Annotated in this window: 12 protein-coding genes; 8 read left to right on the top strand and 4 right to left on the bottom strand. The window is 68.5% G+C overall.

Features of this window, described 5'->3' with window-relative positions:
• The first annotated feature begins 72 nt into the window (after positions 1-72).
• The 4 genes from secD (at position 73) to AVL48_RS12015 (ending at position 6016) form a co-directional block, all read left to right on the top strand.
• Positions 73-1779 carry a protein translocase subunit SecD gene (gene secD, locus AVL48_RS12030; protein ID WP_061982867.1) on the top strand — a complete coding sequence of 569 codons (1707 nt, stop codon included), beginning with the start codon at positions 73-75 and terminating at the stop codon, positions 1777-1779.
• Positions 1776-2978: a protein translocase subunit SecF gene (gene secF / locus AVL48_RS12025; RefSeq protein WP_061982868.1), complete on the top strand. Its 1203-nt coding sequence runs from the start codon at positions 1776-1778 to the stop codon at positions 2976-2978. The genes secD and secF overlap by 4 nt, the downstream gene beginning before the upstream one ends.
• Positions 2979-3088: 110 nt before the next feature.
• Positions 3089-3607, top strand: coding sequence for an adenine phosphoribosyltransferase (locus tag AVL48_RS12020; RefSeq protein WP_061982869.1), 519 nt, complete (start codon positions 3089-3091; stop codon positions 3605-3607).
• A 78-nt stretch (positions 3608-3685) separates the two neighbouring features.
• On the top strand, positions 3686-6016 hold the full coding sequence (locus AVL48_RS12015) for a RelA/SpoT family protein (RefSeq protein WP_061982870.1): 2331 nt from the start codon (positions 3686-3688) through the stop codon (positions 6014-6016).
• Here the strand turns inward: AVL48_RS12015 and AVL48_RS12010 are convergent.
• Positions 6013-7863 (bottom strand): PPC domain-containing protein, encoded by a 1851-nt coding sequence (locus AVL48_RS12010; RefSeq protein WP_061982871.1) that lies wholly within the window; start codon positions 7861-7863, stop codon positions 6013-6015. The genes AVL48_RS12015 and AVL48_RS12010 overlap by 4 nt on opposite strands.
• A 123-nt stretch (positions 7864-7986) precedes the next feature.
• On the opposite strand from AVL48_RS12010, the gene AVL48_RS12005 reads away from it, so the two are divergent.
• Entirely contained in the window at positions 7987-8766 is a 780-nt protein-coding gene (locus tag AVL48_RS12005; protein WP_061982872.1) for an enoyl-CoA hydratase/isomerase family protein, read from the top strand.
• 130 nt (positions 8767-8896) lie between these two features.
• Here AVL48_RS12005 and AVL48_RS12000 read toward each other — a convergent pair whose 3' ends face one another.
• Positions 8897-9754 carry a peptidylprolyl isomerase gene (locus AVL48_RS12000; protein WP_061982873.1) on the bottom strand — a complete coding sequence of 286 codons (858 nt, stop codon included), beginning with the start codon at positions 9752-9754 and terminating at the stop codon, positions 8897-8899.
• Positions 9755-9910: 156 nt separating this feature from the next.
• Here AVL48_RS12000 and AVL48_RS11995 point away from each other — a divergent pair, with 156 nt between their 5' ends.
• Positions 9911-10519: an MBL fold metallo-hydrolase gene (locus AVL48_RS11995; RefSeq protein WP_061982874.1), complete on the top strand. Its 609-nt coding sequence runs from the start codon at positions 9911-9913 to the stop codon at positions 10517-10519.
• Positions 10520-10524: 5 nt separating this feature from the next.
• Positions 10525-11181 carry a hypothetical protein gene (locus AVL48_RS11990; protein WP_061982902.1) on the top strand — a complete coding sequence of 219 codons (657 nt, stop codon included), beginning with the start codon at positions 10525-10527 and terminating at the stop codon, positions 11179-11181.
• Between the two features lie 127 nt (positions 11182-11308).
• Here the strand turns inward: AVL48_RS11990 and AVL48_RS11985 are convergent, their stop codons facing one another.
• Both AVL48_RS11985 and AVL48_RS11980 read right to left on the bottom strand, forming a co-directional pair.
• On the bottom strand, positions 11309-12763 hold the full coding sequence (locus tag AVL48_RS11985; protein WP_061982875.1) for a YibE/F family protein: 1455 nt from the start codon (positions 12761-12763) through the stop codon (positions 11309-11311).
• A 43-nt stretch (positions 12764-12806) separates the two neighbouring features.
• Positions 12807-13784 carry a GlxA family transcriptional regulator gene (locus AVL48_RS11980; protein ID WP_061982876.1) on the bottom strand — a complete coding sequence of 326 codons (978 nt, stop codon included), beginning with the start codon at positions 13782-13784 and terminating at the stop codon, positions 12807-12809.
• Between the two features lie 99 nt (positions 13785-13883).
• Between AVL48_RS11980 and AVL48_RS11975 the strand changes: the two genes are divergently transcribed.
• The gene (locus AVL48_RS11975; RefSeq protein WP_061982877.1) at positions 13884-14594 is read left to right on the top strand and encodes a DJ-1/PfpI family protein; all 711 of its coding nucleotides are present in this window, start codon (positions 13884-13886) and stop codon (positions 14592-14594) included.
• The last annotated feature ends 31 nt before the right edge of the window (positions 14595-14625 follow it).

The following is a 14625-nucleotide window of genomic DNA, read 5'->3' as shown; positions in this document are numbered from 1 at the left end:
GACTCCCGTCCGGTGAGTGAACAGCCAAGTCCATTGGGGAACACCCAGTCCGTCCGAGGAGACCGAAGCACAGTGGCCGCACCGGCCGGGCATCTCCGCCCGGGACGCTATCTCGCCTTCTTCGCCCTGATCCTGGTGGCGCTGTACGCCCTGGTGTTCTTCACCGGTAGCGGCAAGCCGACGCCGAAGCTCGGCATCGATCTGCAAGGCGGCACGAGGGTTACGCTGACCGCCCGCAATCCCGACGGCGGTGACCCTCCGCGAGAGTCCCTCGAACAAGCCCGCTCGATCATCGAGCGCCGGGTCAACGGTATCGGCGTCAGCGGCACCGAGGTCGTCCTCGACGGCAGCAACGTCGTGATCACCGTCCCCGGCGAGCAGGGCGACCAGGCCAAGGCTCTTGGCAAGACCGCGAAGCTGGGCTTCCGGAAGGTCGTGACGTCGCAGCCGGTGACCCCGGTCGCGCCGCCGTCGGCCCCGCCCGCCTCGGGTGCGCCTTCGTCGGCTCCGCCGTCCTCGGGTGCTCCGGCCGCCTCGAACGCTCCGCCGAGCAGCCCGGCCAATGGTGGCGGTGGCGCCGCCGGTGCGCCGCAGCAGCAGCCCGACGAGAACGCCGACGAGAAGACCAAGCGGGAAATCGAAGAGGCCCGGAAGCTCCGGCAGAACCCCGATCTGCTGTCGACGGACCAGGCGAAGCAGTCCGCGGCGGCCGAAAAGGCCTTCGCCGCGCTCAACTGCGATCCCAAGGTCTCGGACCCGCTCGTCGGTAACGACCTCACCGACAAGCCGCTGGTCGCCTGCGGTGACAAGAACACCATGAAGTACCTGCTGGAACCGGAGTTCCTCCCCGGGACGGAGATCTCCGACGCCACCTCCGGCTACGACACCCAGAACTCCCAGTGGGTCGTCAACCTGAACTTCAAGGGCGAGGGTTCCCGGATCTGGGGCGACTTCACCTCGAAGAACGTCCAGAAGCAGGCGGCGTTCGTCCTCGACACGCAGGTCGTCTCCGCGCCGACCATCCAGTCCGCGATCCTCGGCGGCCAGACGCAGATCACCGGCCGGTTCAGCCAGTCCGAGGCGAAGGATCTGGCGGACGTGCTGAAGTACGGTTCGCTGCCGCTGTCGTTCGAGTCCTCGGACGCGACCACGGTGTCCGCGACGCTGGGTCTCGCGTCGCTGCAGGCGGGCCTCATCGCCGGCGGTATCGGCCTGCTGGCCGTGTTCATCTACTGCATGTTCTATTACCGGTTGCTCGGCCTGCTGACGATCCTGTCGCTCGGCCTGTCGTTCGCGATCGTGTACGGGGTCCTGGTGCTGCTGGGACGGTGGATCGGATACACCCTCGACCTCGCGGGCGTGGCCGGCCTGATCATCGCGATCGGTATCACCGCGGACTCGTTCGTCATCTACTTCGAACGATTGAAGGACGAGATCCGCGAAGGCAGGACCTTCCGATCCGCCGTACCGCGCGGCTGGTCCCGTGCCCAGCGCACGATTCTGGCGGCGGACGCGGTCAGCTTCCTCGCCGCGGCGGTCCTCTACCTGCTGGCCGTCGGTGACGTAAAGGGCTTCGCGTTCACTCTCGGCATGTCGACGGTCCTCGACCTCGTGGTCGTCTATCTCGTCACGCATCCGCTGGTCGCGATGGTGTCCCGGTCCAAGTCGAAGTTCCTGTCCAACCCCAAGAACCTCGGCCTCGGCGCCGTGCAGCAGCTGGGTTCGGACCGCAAGGCCGCTCGCGCCGTTCCCGGCCGTCCGAACGCGAAGGAGGCGTGACCGTGGTCGACGAGAAGAACACCACCGAGAACAAGCACGAGAGCGTCTTCCACCGCTTGTACGTGGGCAGCGGCGTGTTCGACGTCGTCGGTGTCCGCAAGCGCTGGTACCTCTTCTTCGGCGCGCTGGTGCTGGTGTGCGTCGCGTCGATGGGGGTCAAGGGCTTCAACTTCGGCATCGACTTCGAAGGCGGCACCCAGATCCAGCTGCCCGCCAACGGGAAGAGCGGGCAGATCACCGAAGAGCGCGCCAAGGAGGTTTTCGCCTCCGCACTGGGCAAGCCCGCCGACGAGGCGCAGAAGGTCGGCAGCGGGGTTTCGTCGACCATCCAGCTCCGTTCGGACACCCTGGACTCGGCCGAGGTCGCCAAGGTGAAGCAGGCGCTGTTCGAGCAGCTGGGCCCGATCGGGACCAGCGGGCAGCCGAGCGTGCAGGCCATCAGTGACAGCGCCGTGAGCGCCTCCTGGGGCGGGGAGATCTCCCGGCAGGCGCTGATCGCGCTCGGGGTCTTCCTGCTGGCGGTCACGCTGTTCCTGGCGTTGTACTTCGACCCCCGGATGGCGGCCGCGGCACTGGTCACCCTGCTGAACGACATCGTGGTGACGGCGGGTGTGTACTCGCTGATCGGCTTCGAGGTCACGCCGGCGACGGTGATCGGTCTGCTGACGATCCTCGGGTTCTCGCTGTACGACACGGTGGTCGTGTTCGACAAGGTCCGCGAGAACACGCGCGGCCTGCTCGGACTGACCCGCCGGACCTACGGCGAGGCGGCGAACCTGGCGCTGAACCAGACGCTGATGCGGTCGTTCAACACGTCCTTGATCGCGGCGCTGCCGATCCTCGGCCTGCTGGTGATCGGCTACATCCTGCTCGGCTCCGGCACCCTGCAGGAGCTCGCGCTGGTGCAGCTCACCGGAACCATCGTCGGTGTGCTGTCGTCGGTCGCCCTGGCGACGCCGCTGCTGGTCGACTTCAAGATGCGCGACCCGAAGTACCGTCAGCAGGCCGACAGGGTCGCTTCGCGGCGCGCGAACCAGGCCCGCAAGGCCGCCGAGCGCGACGACGACTTCGACCCGAACGACGAAGACGCGCTGGAAGCCGAACTCCGCAAGGAGAGGGCGTACGCCGCCGCGGCGAGCGTCCCGGCCCGGAACCAGAAGGCCCACAAGGGCCGTCCGTCCGGCAAGCGCAAGAGGTAGACCGGGGTTTCAAGCGCTATGAAGGGGCCTTTCATTGCAAAATTTGCAATGAAAGGCCCCTTCATAGCGACCGGTCACGAACACAAGCGAGTTCGAGAGCAGGGAAGTACATGGAGCTGGACAAGGCACTCGACCTGATCGCCGAGGTGCCGGACTTCCCGGAACCCGGCGTGCTGTTCCGTGACCTGAGCCCGCTGTTCGCCGACGCCGCCGGCTTCAAGGCCGTCACCGACGCGCTGGCGGCCACCGTCGGTCCGGACGTCGACTTGCTGGCGGGCGTCGAAGCCCGTGGTTTCCTGCTGGCCGCCGCGGTCGGTTACTCCCGTGGACTCGGCGTGGCGTTGATTCGCAAGCCCGGCAAGCTGCCCCGGGTGGCGGGCAGGGTCGATTACGCGCTGGAGTACGGCACGGCGACCGTCGAGTTGCCCGAAGGGATCGTCGAGCCTGGCCAGCGTGTCGCGGTACTCGACGACGTGCTCGCCACCGGTGGCACCGTCGCGGCCACCTGCAAACTGCTGGAAGACGTGAAAGCGCAGGTCACCGGGGTTTCGGTGGTCATGGAACTCGCCGGGCTCGGTGGTCGTTCCGTGCTTGAAGGGCGTCAGGTGGAGGCCCTTCGGGTGTGTTGACCGGGCGTACCAAGTGAGCCGCGAGGGGGAGCGGCTACTCTTGATGTCCGAAGGCCGCACGAAGCGCAGGAGGTGCGGGTGAGCCAAGAGCTCGATGCCGCGGTGTCCTCGAAGGACGGCACCGAGCAGAATGGTGTGTCGCGACAGGGGGCCGCGCCGACACCCTCCGCGACGCGCCGGGTCCGTGCCCGCCTCGCCCGCCGGATCACCGCACAGCGTGCCGCGCCGGTCAAGCAGGTACTCGAACCGCTCGCCGTCATCCACCGCGAGCTGCATCCCAACGCCGACCTCGCTCTGCTGCAGCGGGCTTACGACGTCGCCGAGGAGCTTCACCGCGATCAGCGGCGGAAGTCCGGCGACCCGTACATCACGCATCCGCTCGCGGTCGCGACGATTCTCGCCGAACTCGGCATGGACACCACGACGCTGGTCGCGGCACTGCTGCACGACACCGTCGAGGACACCGGTTACTCGCTGGAGAGCCTGAAGGCGGACTTCGGCGAGAAGGTCGGCGAGCTGGTCGACGGCGTCACCAAGCTGGACAAGGTCAAGCTCGGTACGGCGGCCGAGGCCGAGACCATCCGCAAGATGGTCATCGCGATGGCGCGCGACCCGCGCGTGCTGGTCATCAAGCTGTCCGACCGGCTGCACAACATGCGCACGATGCGCTTCCTGCCGCCGGAGAAGCAGGCCCGTAAGGCGCGCGAGACCCTGGAGGTCCTCGCCCCGCTGGCGCACCGGCTCGGCATGGCGACGGTCAAATGGGAGCTGGAGGATCTGGCTTTCGCGATCCTGCAGCCGAAGAAGTACGACGAGATCGTCCGGTTGGTCGCCGATCGAGCGCCTTCGCGCGACACGTACCTGCGGTCGGTGATCACCGAGCTGACCAGCAACCTGGAGGGTTCGCGGATCACCGCGAAGGTCGAGGGACGGCCGAAGCACTATTACTCGATCCACCAGAAGATGATCGTCCGCGGGCGCGACCTCGACGACATCCACGACCTGGTCGGGGTGCGGATCCTGGTCGAGGACGTCCGTGACTGCTACGCCGCGATGGGTGTCGTCCACGCGCTGTGGCAGCCGGTCCCAGGCCGGTTCAAGGACTACATCGCGCAGCCGCGGTTCGGCGTCTACCAGTCGTTGCACACCACGGTGATCGGGCCGGACGGCAAACCGCTGGAAGTGCAGATCCGCACCTACGAGATGCACCGCACCGCCGAGTACGGCATCGCCGCGCACTGGCGGTACAAGGAGACCAAAGGCACCCACAACGGGAACGCCGTGGACGTCGACGAGATGGCGTGGATGCGCCAGCTTCTCGACTGGCAGCGAGAAGCCGCGGACCCCGGCGACTTCCTCGAATCGCTGCGCTACGAACTCGCCTCGCGCGAGATCTTCGTGTTCACGCCCAAGGGGGACGTGATCACGCTGCCGGTCGACTCGACCCCGGTCGACTTCGCCTACGCCGTGCACACGGAGGTCGGGCACCGCTGCATCGGCGCCCGCGTCAACGGCAGGCTCGTCGCGCTCGAGCGCAAGCTGGAAAACGGCGAGGTCATCGAGATCTTCACCTCGAAGGCCGAGACCGCGGGCCCGAGCCGCGACTGGCTGCAGTTCGCCGGTTCGCCCAAGGCACGCGCGAAGATCCGCCAGTGGTTCGCCAAGGAACGCCGCGACGAGGCGATCGAAGGCGGCAAGGAGGCCATCACCAAGGAGGTCCGTAAGGTCGGCCTCCCGATCCAGCGGCTGGTCTCCGCCGACTCGATGGGCGCGGTCGCCACCGAACTGCGGCATCCCGACATCAGTTCGCTCTACGCGGCCGTCGGCGAGGGCCACACCAGCGCGAAGCACGTCGTGCAGCGGCTGGTCGCCCTCATCGGCGGGGTCGACGAGGCGGAGGAGGAGCTCGCCGAGCGGGCGACCCCGTCCACGGTCACCCGCCGCCGCGGCTCGAACGACGTCGGCGTCGTGGTGAAGGGCGCCAGCGACGTCTGGGCCAAGCTCGCTCGCTGCTGCACGCCGGTGCCCGGCGACGAGATCCTCGGTTTCGTCACCCGTGGCGGCGGCGTCAGCGTGCACCGGACCGACTGCACCAACGCCGACGACCTGACAGCGCAGCCCGAACGGCTGGTCGAGGTCGAGTGGGCGCCATCGGCCTCGTCGGTGTTCCTCGTCGCGATCCAGGTCGAGGCGCTGGACCGGCACCGCCTGCTCTCGGACGTCACCAAGGTCCTCGCGGACGAGAAGGTCAACATCCTGTCCGCGTCGGTGACGACCTCACGTGACCGGGTGGCGGTCAGCCGTTTCTCCTTCGAGATGGGCGACCCGAAGCACCTCGGGCACGTGTTGAAGGTGGTCCGAGGTGTCGAGGGCGTCTACGACGTCTACCGGGTGACTTCGGCTTCCTAACCGGTTCCGCGGACGAAGGCCCAGGCACTGCGGTTGAGGGTGTCCTCGATCCCGGTGAAGCCTTCGGACCGGCTGATCTCCTCCTCGACCAGGTCGACGTCAGGATCGTCGGCCGTGCCGCCGCGGCTGTCGGGACCGACCGCGAACATCGCGGCCGGATCCCCGCCGGGGTCCATGATGCCGACGACGTCGTTGGCGAGGTTCGTGTGCCAGCTGCCCGACATGTGCCCGGCCTCGTGGCTGGTGACGTTGCCGATCGCGCGGCCGAGGAAGACGATCTTGTCGCTGTCCGGCCCGAGGTAGGTGTTGAGCGACCACACCGGTCCGGCGGGCGAGCTGATGTCGTCGAGCAGGACCAGCGCGGTCTCCTCCTTGCCGAAGTTGCCCGCGTCGATGGACTGGGCGATGCCGATGGTCTGGATGCCCGATTCCAGGGTGGTGCCGCCGACGACGACCCGGCTGACGTTCGGCTGTCCCCAGGGATCGGCGTGGCTCCGGCTGTCGATGACGCGTAGCGCGAACCTCGGGTTGGTGCCCTTGGCGATCAGGTCCCGTTGGAGGTTCTCCTTGACGGTGGCGACGATCGCGTCGGTCAGCGCGTGCTCGTCACCCGCCGTGAGCCCCCAGCGTGGCAGGAAGGCGGACAGCGGGGAGAGATCGCGGATCCCTCCGCCCGCACCGTAGATCGCCGTGTTCACCCTGGCGCCGTCGAAGTCGAGGAAGATCGTGTGCACGCTGCCGCGCGGGGCGGTTTCCGTGCCGGGCCGGAACGCTTCCAGTTTGATGTCGTACGCGCCTTCGCCCGCTTCGACACCGAGGCGGTAACGGCCGTCCTTCGGTGCCACGAAGTCCACGACCGCGTTGCCGCCGCCGGGCATCGGTGAGGCAGTGGAGAAAATGGAGGTGAGGTCCTGCGAGGAGCCGAACACTTCCCGCCCGGCGGGGTCGATCACCGCGAGCCGCGTTCCACCGCCCGCCACCGATGCGCCCAGCACGTCTCCGGCACGCAGGTCGAACGAGTAGTAGTCGAGGTCACCGCCGCTCTTGCCGCTGGTAATCGTCAGGTCGTACGGGCCCTCGGTCAGGACGCCCCTGCCGGTGCCCGGTTTCTTGGGATCACCAGGCACGTTGTAGGGACCTGAACCCACCATGAGGAAGTATTCCCGGCCCGGCGGGATGGTGAAAGCGAGCGCGGAGTCGCTGGAGCCACTCGCGTTGTCGTTGGTGGCCCACACGTTGCCGTCGACGTCGAACAGCGCGAGGAACGTATCGAGGTCGCCGTCCGGCGTCCGGGTCCGCGCCGAGAACGACACCGGCGTCGACGCCGCGCTCAGCCGGTAGAAGTCGACGTCACCCGTGCCGTCGCCGGCACTGCCGTACGGTCCGTCGCCGATGACGCCGCTGGTACGGACGGCCCGGCGATCGGCGCCGACGCCGGTGTCGCGCGCGAGGCCGAGAGCGTCATCGGGTTCGGCGGCCGGGGGCAGGGTGGGGATCGAGGTGTCCGGTTTGAGGTCGCCGGTCAAGCGCACCTTGGGGTTTTTCGAACGGTGTGTCCCGAAGCCCGCGATCTGTTCGGCGGTGGCGGGGGAGTCGTTGGCGCCGCCGGTCCCGGCCGGCTCCTTTTCCGCGTACGGAAGTGGATTCCGAGCCGACACCTGCGAGCGCGCAGCGGTCTTCGCCGCCCGGTCGCGGGTGACGGCCGCCCAGTCGACGGTCCCGAAGTGCGAGGGGAACATCAGCAGCGGGTCGGGTTGGATGGGTACGGGCGCGGCCGTGGCCTCGCCGCCCAGCAGGGCCGAAGTGAGCAGAGTGACCGCGAGAATTCCGAGCACGCGTTTCGCCATCGAGTTCCCCCTTGCTCGTTGGACGACCAGGAAACCACAGGGAAGAGCGGCTGTAAGCCACCTTTCGGGGCCTTGCCCACATCCGGGTGGTTCATGGGGAGGTGCGCACTTAGGGTGCGGAACATGACTGACGGGTTCGAATTCACTCGCGACGGCGAGGTCGCGCGCCTGATGTTCAGCAGGCCGGAGAAGATGAACGCGATCACCTACGGGATGTGGTCGGCCATCCCGGACGTGGTGGCGCGGGTGGAGGCGGACCCGGCGATCAAGGTGCTCGTGCTGACCGGCGCGGGCGCGCACTTCTCGGCGGGCGCGGACATCAGCGAGTTCCGGGACCTGCGGTCCACCGCCGACGCCGCCGAAACCTATGACAAAGCCGTCGACGGGGCCGTGGCGGCGCTGGCGGCGTCGCGGAAGCCGACCGTGGCGATGATCCAAGGGAACTGCATCGGCGGCGGGTGCCAGATCGCGGTCGCTTGCGACTTCCGGTTCGCCGCCGAAGGCTCGCGATTCGGCATCACGCCATCGAAGCTCGGCATCGTCTACCACTTCGACTCGACGCGGCAGCTGATCTCATTGGTCGGCCCGGCGCACGCGAAGTACTTCCTGCTCTCGGGCGAACTCGTCGACGCGCGCCGGGCCCGGGAGATCGGGCTGCTCAACGACGTCTTTCCCGCCGAGGAACTGGAGTCGTCGACGATGAAGTTCGTCGAGACGCTGGCTTCGCGTTCACAGGCATCGGTGCGCGGGATGAACCGGATCATCGAGAAGATCGTGGCGGGGCAAGAGGAATCCGACGCGGAGGTGGACGAGATCCGGTTGGGCGCCTTGCACGGCGAGGACTACGCCGAGGGCGTGGCCGCGTTCCTCGCACGGCGGCCGCCGAAGTTCACCTACCGCTGACGTCACCTGCGGTCTCGCCCGCGTGAAGTACATGATGGCCCCCTTCCTTGCGCTAGGCGCAAGGAAGGGGGCCATCATGTACTGGGGAAGGCGGCTACCGGGCTCACCCGCCGCAGGCTCCGGCTTGACGTCAGGCGTTGACCGTGACGCCGGTGAACTTGACCTCGGTGTTGGGCGGGCCGGTGCCGTCGCCGTTGCCGCCTTGCGCGTTGGCACCCGCCTTGGCGACCTTGTCGAGCACTTTCAGGCCTTCGTCGGAGATGCTGCCGAAGACCGAGTACTCGGCGGGCAGTTCGGCTTCGCCGTAGACCATGAAGAACTGGCTGCCGCCGGAGTTCGGCTGCTGCGTCTTCGCCATCGCGAGGATGCCGCGGCCGTACTTGATCTCGGGGAACGCCTCGTCCGGCATCGTGTAGCCCGGACCGCCCATGCCGGTGGCTTCGGGGTCACCGCACTGCAGCATCTGCAGGCCGGTGGTGCCGAGCCGGTGGCACTTGGTGTCGTTGAAGTAGCCCTGCTGCGAGAGGCTGATGAAGCTCTGCACGGCACACGGCGCGAGCGCCCGGTCCAGCGTCAGCGGGATGTCGCCCGCGGTGCTCTTCAGCACGAGGTTGACGGTGCCGTTCGACGAGACGTCCTTGCCTTCGGGCTTGTTCACCTTCTTCGACGCCTGCTTCGAGGCGTCGTCCTTGAAGTCACACGTCACCGGGTTCGCCAGCGGCGTCGCCCGCTTGGGCATCGGCGCGCGTTCCGTGGGGATGGTGACCTCGGGGGTCGGAGGAGCCGAGCTCGGGGAGGCGTCGGAGGCGGCATCGTCACCACTGTTACTGCTGACGATCCACCACACCGCGCCTGCCACGATCGCGACGACGCCGACGACCGCCACCGAGCCGACGATCTTGCGCCGCTTGGCCTTTTCGGCCCGTCGCACGATCTGTCGCTCGAGCTTGCGCTTCGCGGCTTCGCGGCGCTGCTGGTTGGTCGGCACCCGCCCTCCCGGTTTCCACTCGATGTCACACGTCTGAGGTGGGGGAAGTCTATGGGCACAGCCTGTGAGGCCCCCGTACAGGGGCCGCTAGGCTTACTTGATCGTGATCAGGGCCATCCTGTCACCTGTTCGGTGGAAGATTTGAGGAGGCGTTTCGTGCTGGTTGTCGGATTTCCGGCCGGCCCCCTCGAAGCCAACTGCTATCTGCTCGCCCCGGAGGGCGGCGGGGAGTGCGTCCTCGTCGATCCCGGCGAGGACATCGGCGAGCCGCTCGAGGCCGCGCTGTCCGGACACGGGCTCACGCCGGTCGCGATGCTCGCCACCCACGGCCACCCGGATCACGTCGCTTCGGCGGCCGAGGTCGGCGCGCGCCACGGAATACCGCTGTATCTGCACGAGGCGGACAGGCCGCTCCTGGCCGCGGACGCCGGGGAATGGAAGGACGGGATCGTGCCACTCGTCGAGGGCCCGCTCAGGCTGGCCGGGCTGGAGATCACGGTGTCCCGTACACCGGGCCACACCGCCGGTTCGGTGATCTTCGGGCTGTCCTCCGCCGAGGGCGGCCGGATCGTGCTCACCGGCGACAGCCTGTTCGCCGGTTCGATCGGCCGCTCCTCCGGCGATGGTGACGAACTCGTGCGGTCCCTCGGTGCCAAAGTGATGACGCTGCCCGACGACACCGTCGTCCTGCCCGGCCACGGCCCGGCGACCACGATCGGGCAGGAGCGCGCGGGCAACCCGTTCCTGGCCGGGACGGGATCGTGAGCGAGATGGCCGAGCAGGCAGGCGGACCGGAGACGCCCGAGCGTCTCCCGCTGTTCCACGACGACCCCAAGCTCCGCCGCCGGCGCGGCTGTTCCGGCATCGTCGGTGTCGTGATCTTCGCGGCCGCGTTCGGCGGGATCACCGGGCTGATCGGCGGTGAGGTCGCCGGTCTCATCGTCGCCGGGGTGATCGCGCTGCCGCTGCTCTACGTCATGTTCTACAACCTGCGCCGCCGTGTCTGGCTCGAAGGCGACACGCTCATTGTGCGGACCTGGGGCCTGCGGCGGATCGCGCTCACCGAGGCCGAGCGCATCGATCTGGTCATCAGCGACGTACGCGGCACCCGGACGGTCAGCCTGTTGGTGAACGCGGGCGTACGCCGCAAGGTGGCGAAGGTCGACCTGGCCGTCTACTCCGGTGCGGGCGGCCGGGAACTCGGCGTCCTGCAACTGCGCAGGCTGGCGAACGCGCTGTTGAACAACACCGACGCGAACGGCCTGGTGTTCTCGGAACTGCTGGTGGCCCAGCTGAAGTCGGAGGCGCGTGGGGACGCGGCGGCGGAGCGGCCGCTCTACCGGCTGGCTTCGGCGGCGCCCGCGGGAAAGTACATCCAGCGATTCGCGATGGAAGCCGTCAGCAGGTTCGTGGCGACCTTGGAGTGAAGCGGCGGAGATGGTCCGGTCTCGTGATATGCCGCCGTCGCGACTGGCAGTGCCATTGGGCGCTGCTCGTCTCACATCTTGATCAACGGAAGATCCAAGCTCGTGCCCATCACCGTTATCGCCAGGCTCAGGCGCGGGTCTTGCTTTGGGGCGCTTGTGGCCACCGGGACTCTTGAGGCTCCCGCGAGGCGATCAACGCGGCCAGCACGGTGGTGACCGGTACGGCCGCGACGATGCCGACACTCCCGGCGAGTGTCCGTACGATCTCCTGGGCGATGTCCTCCGCCCCGAGGATCGAGCCGAGTCCCACGCCCGAAAGCGACGTGTACAGCAGTACCGGCAACGCCGCGCCCGCGTACGCCATCACGAGCGTGTTGACCGCCGAACCGACGTGGTCCCGTCCGATCCGCAGGCCCGCGCCGTAGAGCTCGCGCCAGCCGAGCGACGGGTTCGCCCGCCGCAGCTCCCACACCGCGCTTGTCTGCGTCACCGTGACGTCGTCCAGGACACCGAGCGCGCCGATCACGACGCCGGCCAGCAGCAGGCCTCGCGCGTCGATCCCGTGCCCGAGCGAGCCGATCAGCTGCGAGGTGCTGTCGTCCAGTCCGGTCAGCGACGCCGCGGCGGAGAAGATCGCCGACAGGACGCCGATCAGGATCAGGCTCACCAAGGTGCCCAGCACCGCCACCGACGTTCTCGCGGACAACCCGTGTGTCAGGTACAGCGCGACGAACATGATCGCCCCCGCACCCGCGATCGCCACCAGCAGCGGGCTTTCCCCGGCGAGGATCGAGGGCAGGACGAACAGGGCCAGCACCAGGAAGCTCAGCCCCAGCGCGAGCAGCGCGGCGAGCCCCTGCCAGCGGCCGAGCACGATGACCGCGAGCGCGAACAGTCCGGCGAGCAGCAGCAACGGCGTCCCGCGCTGGAAATCGACGATCTGGAACGACGCCGGGTTCGCGGCGTCGCCGCCGTTGTAGGACAGCACCACCTTGTCGCCCGCGGCGAACCGGGGCGTACTCGGCTCGATCGGGAGGGTCAGCTTCAGCGGCTTCCCGGTGCCGGGACCGTCGGTCATCGTCAATTCGCTGGTGAGACACGGTTTCGCGTCCGGCGACGGTTCGCCGACCTGGACCTGGCCTTCGGCGAGACACGGACCGGTGATCGTCGCGGTGATCGTGGCGTTCACCGGCGTTCCCTGTGGGAAGGCGCTTTTCGCCGGATCCTTGCCCCATGGGTAGAGCAGGACCATCCCGGCCACGGTCGCGACGGCGAGCGGGATCAGCAGCCACATCAGCAGCAGCCGGACCCGGCGTGACGCGGGTGCCGCCGGTCCGTGGCCATGCGCGTGCCCGTGACCGACCGGCGCGGATTTCGGTTCGGGTTTCGGTCCGGCGGCGCGACGTCTGCCCGGTACGGCCGGCCGCGGCCGCTCGGCGGCGGCCGGGGGACGCGGGCGCCGGACGCCTTCGGGTGGGGGCCGGCGCGGCGAACGGGACGTTCCGGGCGGACGACCGGACGGAGGGTCCGTAACCCGGCGAATCGGGCCGGTGTCGTCGTCGGAGAGGTCGCGGCGGTTCACCCGCACATCCTGCACAGCCCGTATCGGCCGCCGCGCGTCGGGCCTAGCCGAACGCCTGTCGCAGATGGACCCGCCGATACGCGGACGGGGGAGTGTCGAAATGGTCGAGGAAGGCTTGGCGAAGTGTCTCGGTGGAGCCGAAACCGCACCGCCTCGCGATCGACGTGAGCGGGAGTTCGGTGCCGCACAACAGTTTCGCCGCGTTCTCGGTCCTCGCCGCGCGGACGTACCGGCTGGGCGTGGTACTCAGATGCGCGTCGAACAGCCTGGTCAGCTGACGGGTGCTGATGCCGGCCCGTTCGGCGAGCACGGTGGTGCTCAGGTCGCCTGCGAGGTGTTCGGCGACGTACGCGGTGATGTCGCGGACCAGCCGGTTCTCCGGCGGCGGACCGGACAGGAACATGCTCACCTGTGCCTGATTGCCCGGCCGCTGCAGGTAGGTGACCAGCATGCGGGCGGTCTCCCTGGCGAGGCTGGGCCCGTGGTCCTCCTCGACGAACGCGAGGGTGAGATCGATCCCGCTGGTGACGCCCGCCGCCGTGTAGACGTTGCCGTCGCGCACGAACAACGGAACGGGGTCCACGTTCACCTGCGGATAATTCGTCGCGAGCCGGTTCGCGAACCGCCAATGTGTGGTAGCACGCCGCCCGTTGAGCAACCCGCACGCGGCCAGCACCGTGGCGCCGGTGCACACCGACGCGACGCGACGGCTGTGCTGCGCGAGCCTGCGGATGTGGGAGACGATCCGCGGGTCGGCGGCGGCGGTCTCGTGCCCGGTACCGCCCGCGACGATCAGCGTGTCGAGTGCGCCGGTCACCTGGTCGAGCCGGTGCTGTGCCTGCAGGGTCAGGCCGGATTCGCAGCGGATGCCGCGTCCGTCCACGCTGGCGAGCATGATCTCGTACCCCGGCCGTCCGCCGAGTTTCGTGGCGGCGTCCAGGACGTCCGACGGACCGGCGATGTCGAGCAGCTCGGCGTGGGTAAAACCGACGATCAACACTCGTCTGGGTGAACCCGGCATGATCGAACGCTAGCAGCCTCACCCGGCCGTAGGACGTAGTTCGCAGGAATCCGGACATCGAGGTCACCTCGGTTCCTCGGCTGCGACACCGTTGCGCCCATGACAGAGGACAAGAAGACCATCGCGTTCGTGGTGTACCCGGGGATGACCCCGCTCGACATGGTCGGACCGCTGACCGTGCTGGACGGCATGGCGAGCGCGGGGCAGGAGTACCGGACGGTCGTGGTCGGCGACACGAAGGCCCCGGTCGTCACCGACAATCCGCTGAAGCTCGTGGCGACCCACACCTACGACGAGGTCCCGTCGCCGTACGCGCTCCTTGTACCCGGCGGCGCCGCACCGACGCTGAAGGCACTCGCCGACGAGAAGCTGGTCGACTACGTGCGAAGTGCCGCCGCGAACGCGGAACTGGTGACCTCGGTGTGCACGGGCTCGCTGGTGCTGGGGCAGGCGGGGCTGCTGGAGGGTCGCCGGGCCACGACGCACTGGATGTTCCGGGACCTGTTGCGCGCGTTCGGCGCCGAGCCGGTCGCCGAACGCTGGGCCGAGGACGGGAACGTGATCACCGCCGCCGGGGTGTCGGCGGGGATCGACCTCGCGCTGCATCTGGTCGAGCGGCTCGTCGGCGCCGAGATCGCGCGGACGATCCAGTTCGTCATCGAATACGACCCGGAGCCGCCGCTCGGCCCCCTCGACTGGTCGAAGCGGCCGTACGGGCATCTCAAGCCGTTGCTGGAGCACACCTTGAACGAGGCGCTCGCGGACGAACCCGCCTTGCGGGACAGGCTGCTCGCCCACACCGGAAAGTAGGGGGGCGGCCATCCGGGTGAGAAGCGGCGAA

It is taken from the genome of Amycolatopsis regifaucium (assembly GCF_001613935.1).
GTDB classification, from domain to species: domain Bacteria; phylum Actinomycetota; class Actinomycetes; order Mycobacteriales; family Pseudonocardiaceae; genus Amycolatopsis; species Amycolatopsis regifaucium.
The sequence above is the reverse complement of the archived record's forward strand: the minus strand, read 5'-3'. Positions and strand labels throughout refer to the sequence as shown.

What these genes read in the sequence shown, in the direction of transcription:
- AVL48_RS12010 (WP_061982871.1), bottom strand. Translation starts at nt 7,863, where the DNA reads ATGGCGAAACGCGTGCTCGGAATTCTCGCGGTCACTCTGCTCACTTCG.
- AVL48_RS11980 (WP_061982876.1), bottom strand. Translation starts at nt 13,784, where the DNA reads ATGCCGGGTTCACCCAGACGAGTGTTGATCGTCGGTTTTACCCACGCC.
- AVL48_RS11990 (WP_061982902.1), top strand. Translation starts at nt 10,525, where the DNA reads ATGGCCGAGCAGGCAGGCGGACCGGAGACGCCCGAGCGTCTCCCGCTG.
- AVL48_RS12020 (WP_061982869.1), top strand. Translation starts at nt 3,089, where the DNA reads ATGGAGCTGGACAAGGCACTCGACCTGATCGCCGAGGTGCCGGACTTC.
- AVL48_RS12005 (WP_061982872.1), top strand. Translation starts at nt 7,987, where the DNA reads ATGACTGACGGGTTCGAATTCACTCGCGACGGCGAGGTCGCGCGCCTG.
- AVL48_RS11975 (WP_061982877.1), top strand. Translation starts at nt 13,884, where the DNA reads ATGACAGAGGACAAGAAGACCATCGCGTTCGTGGTGTACCCGGGGATG.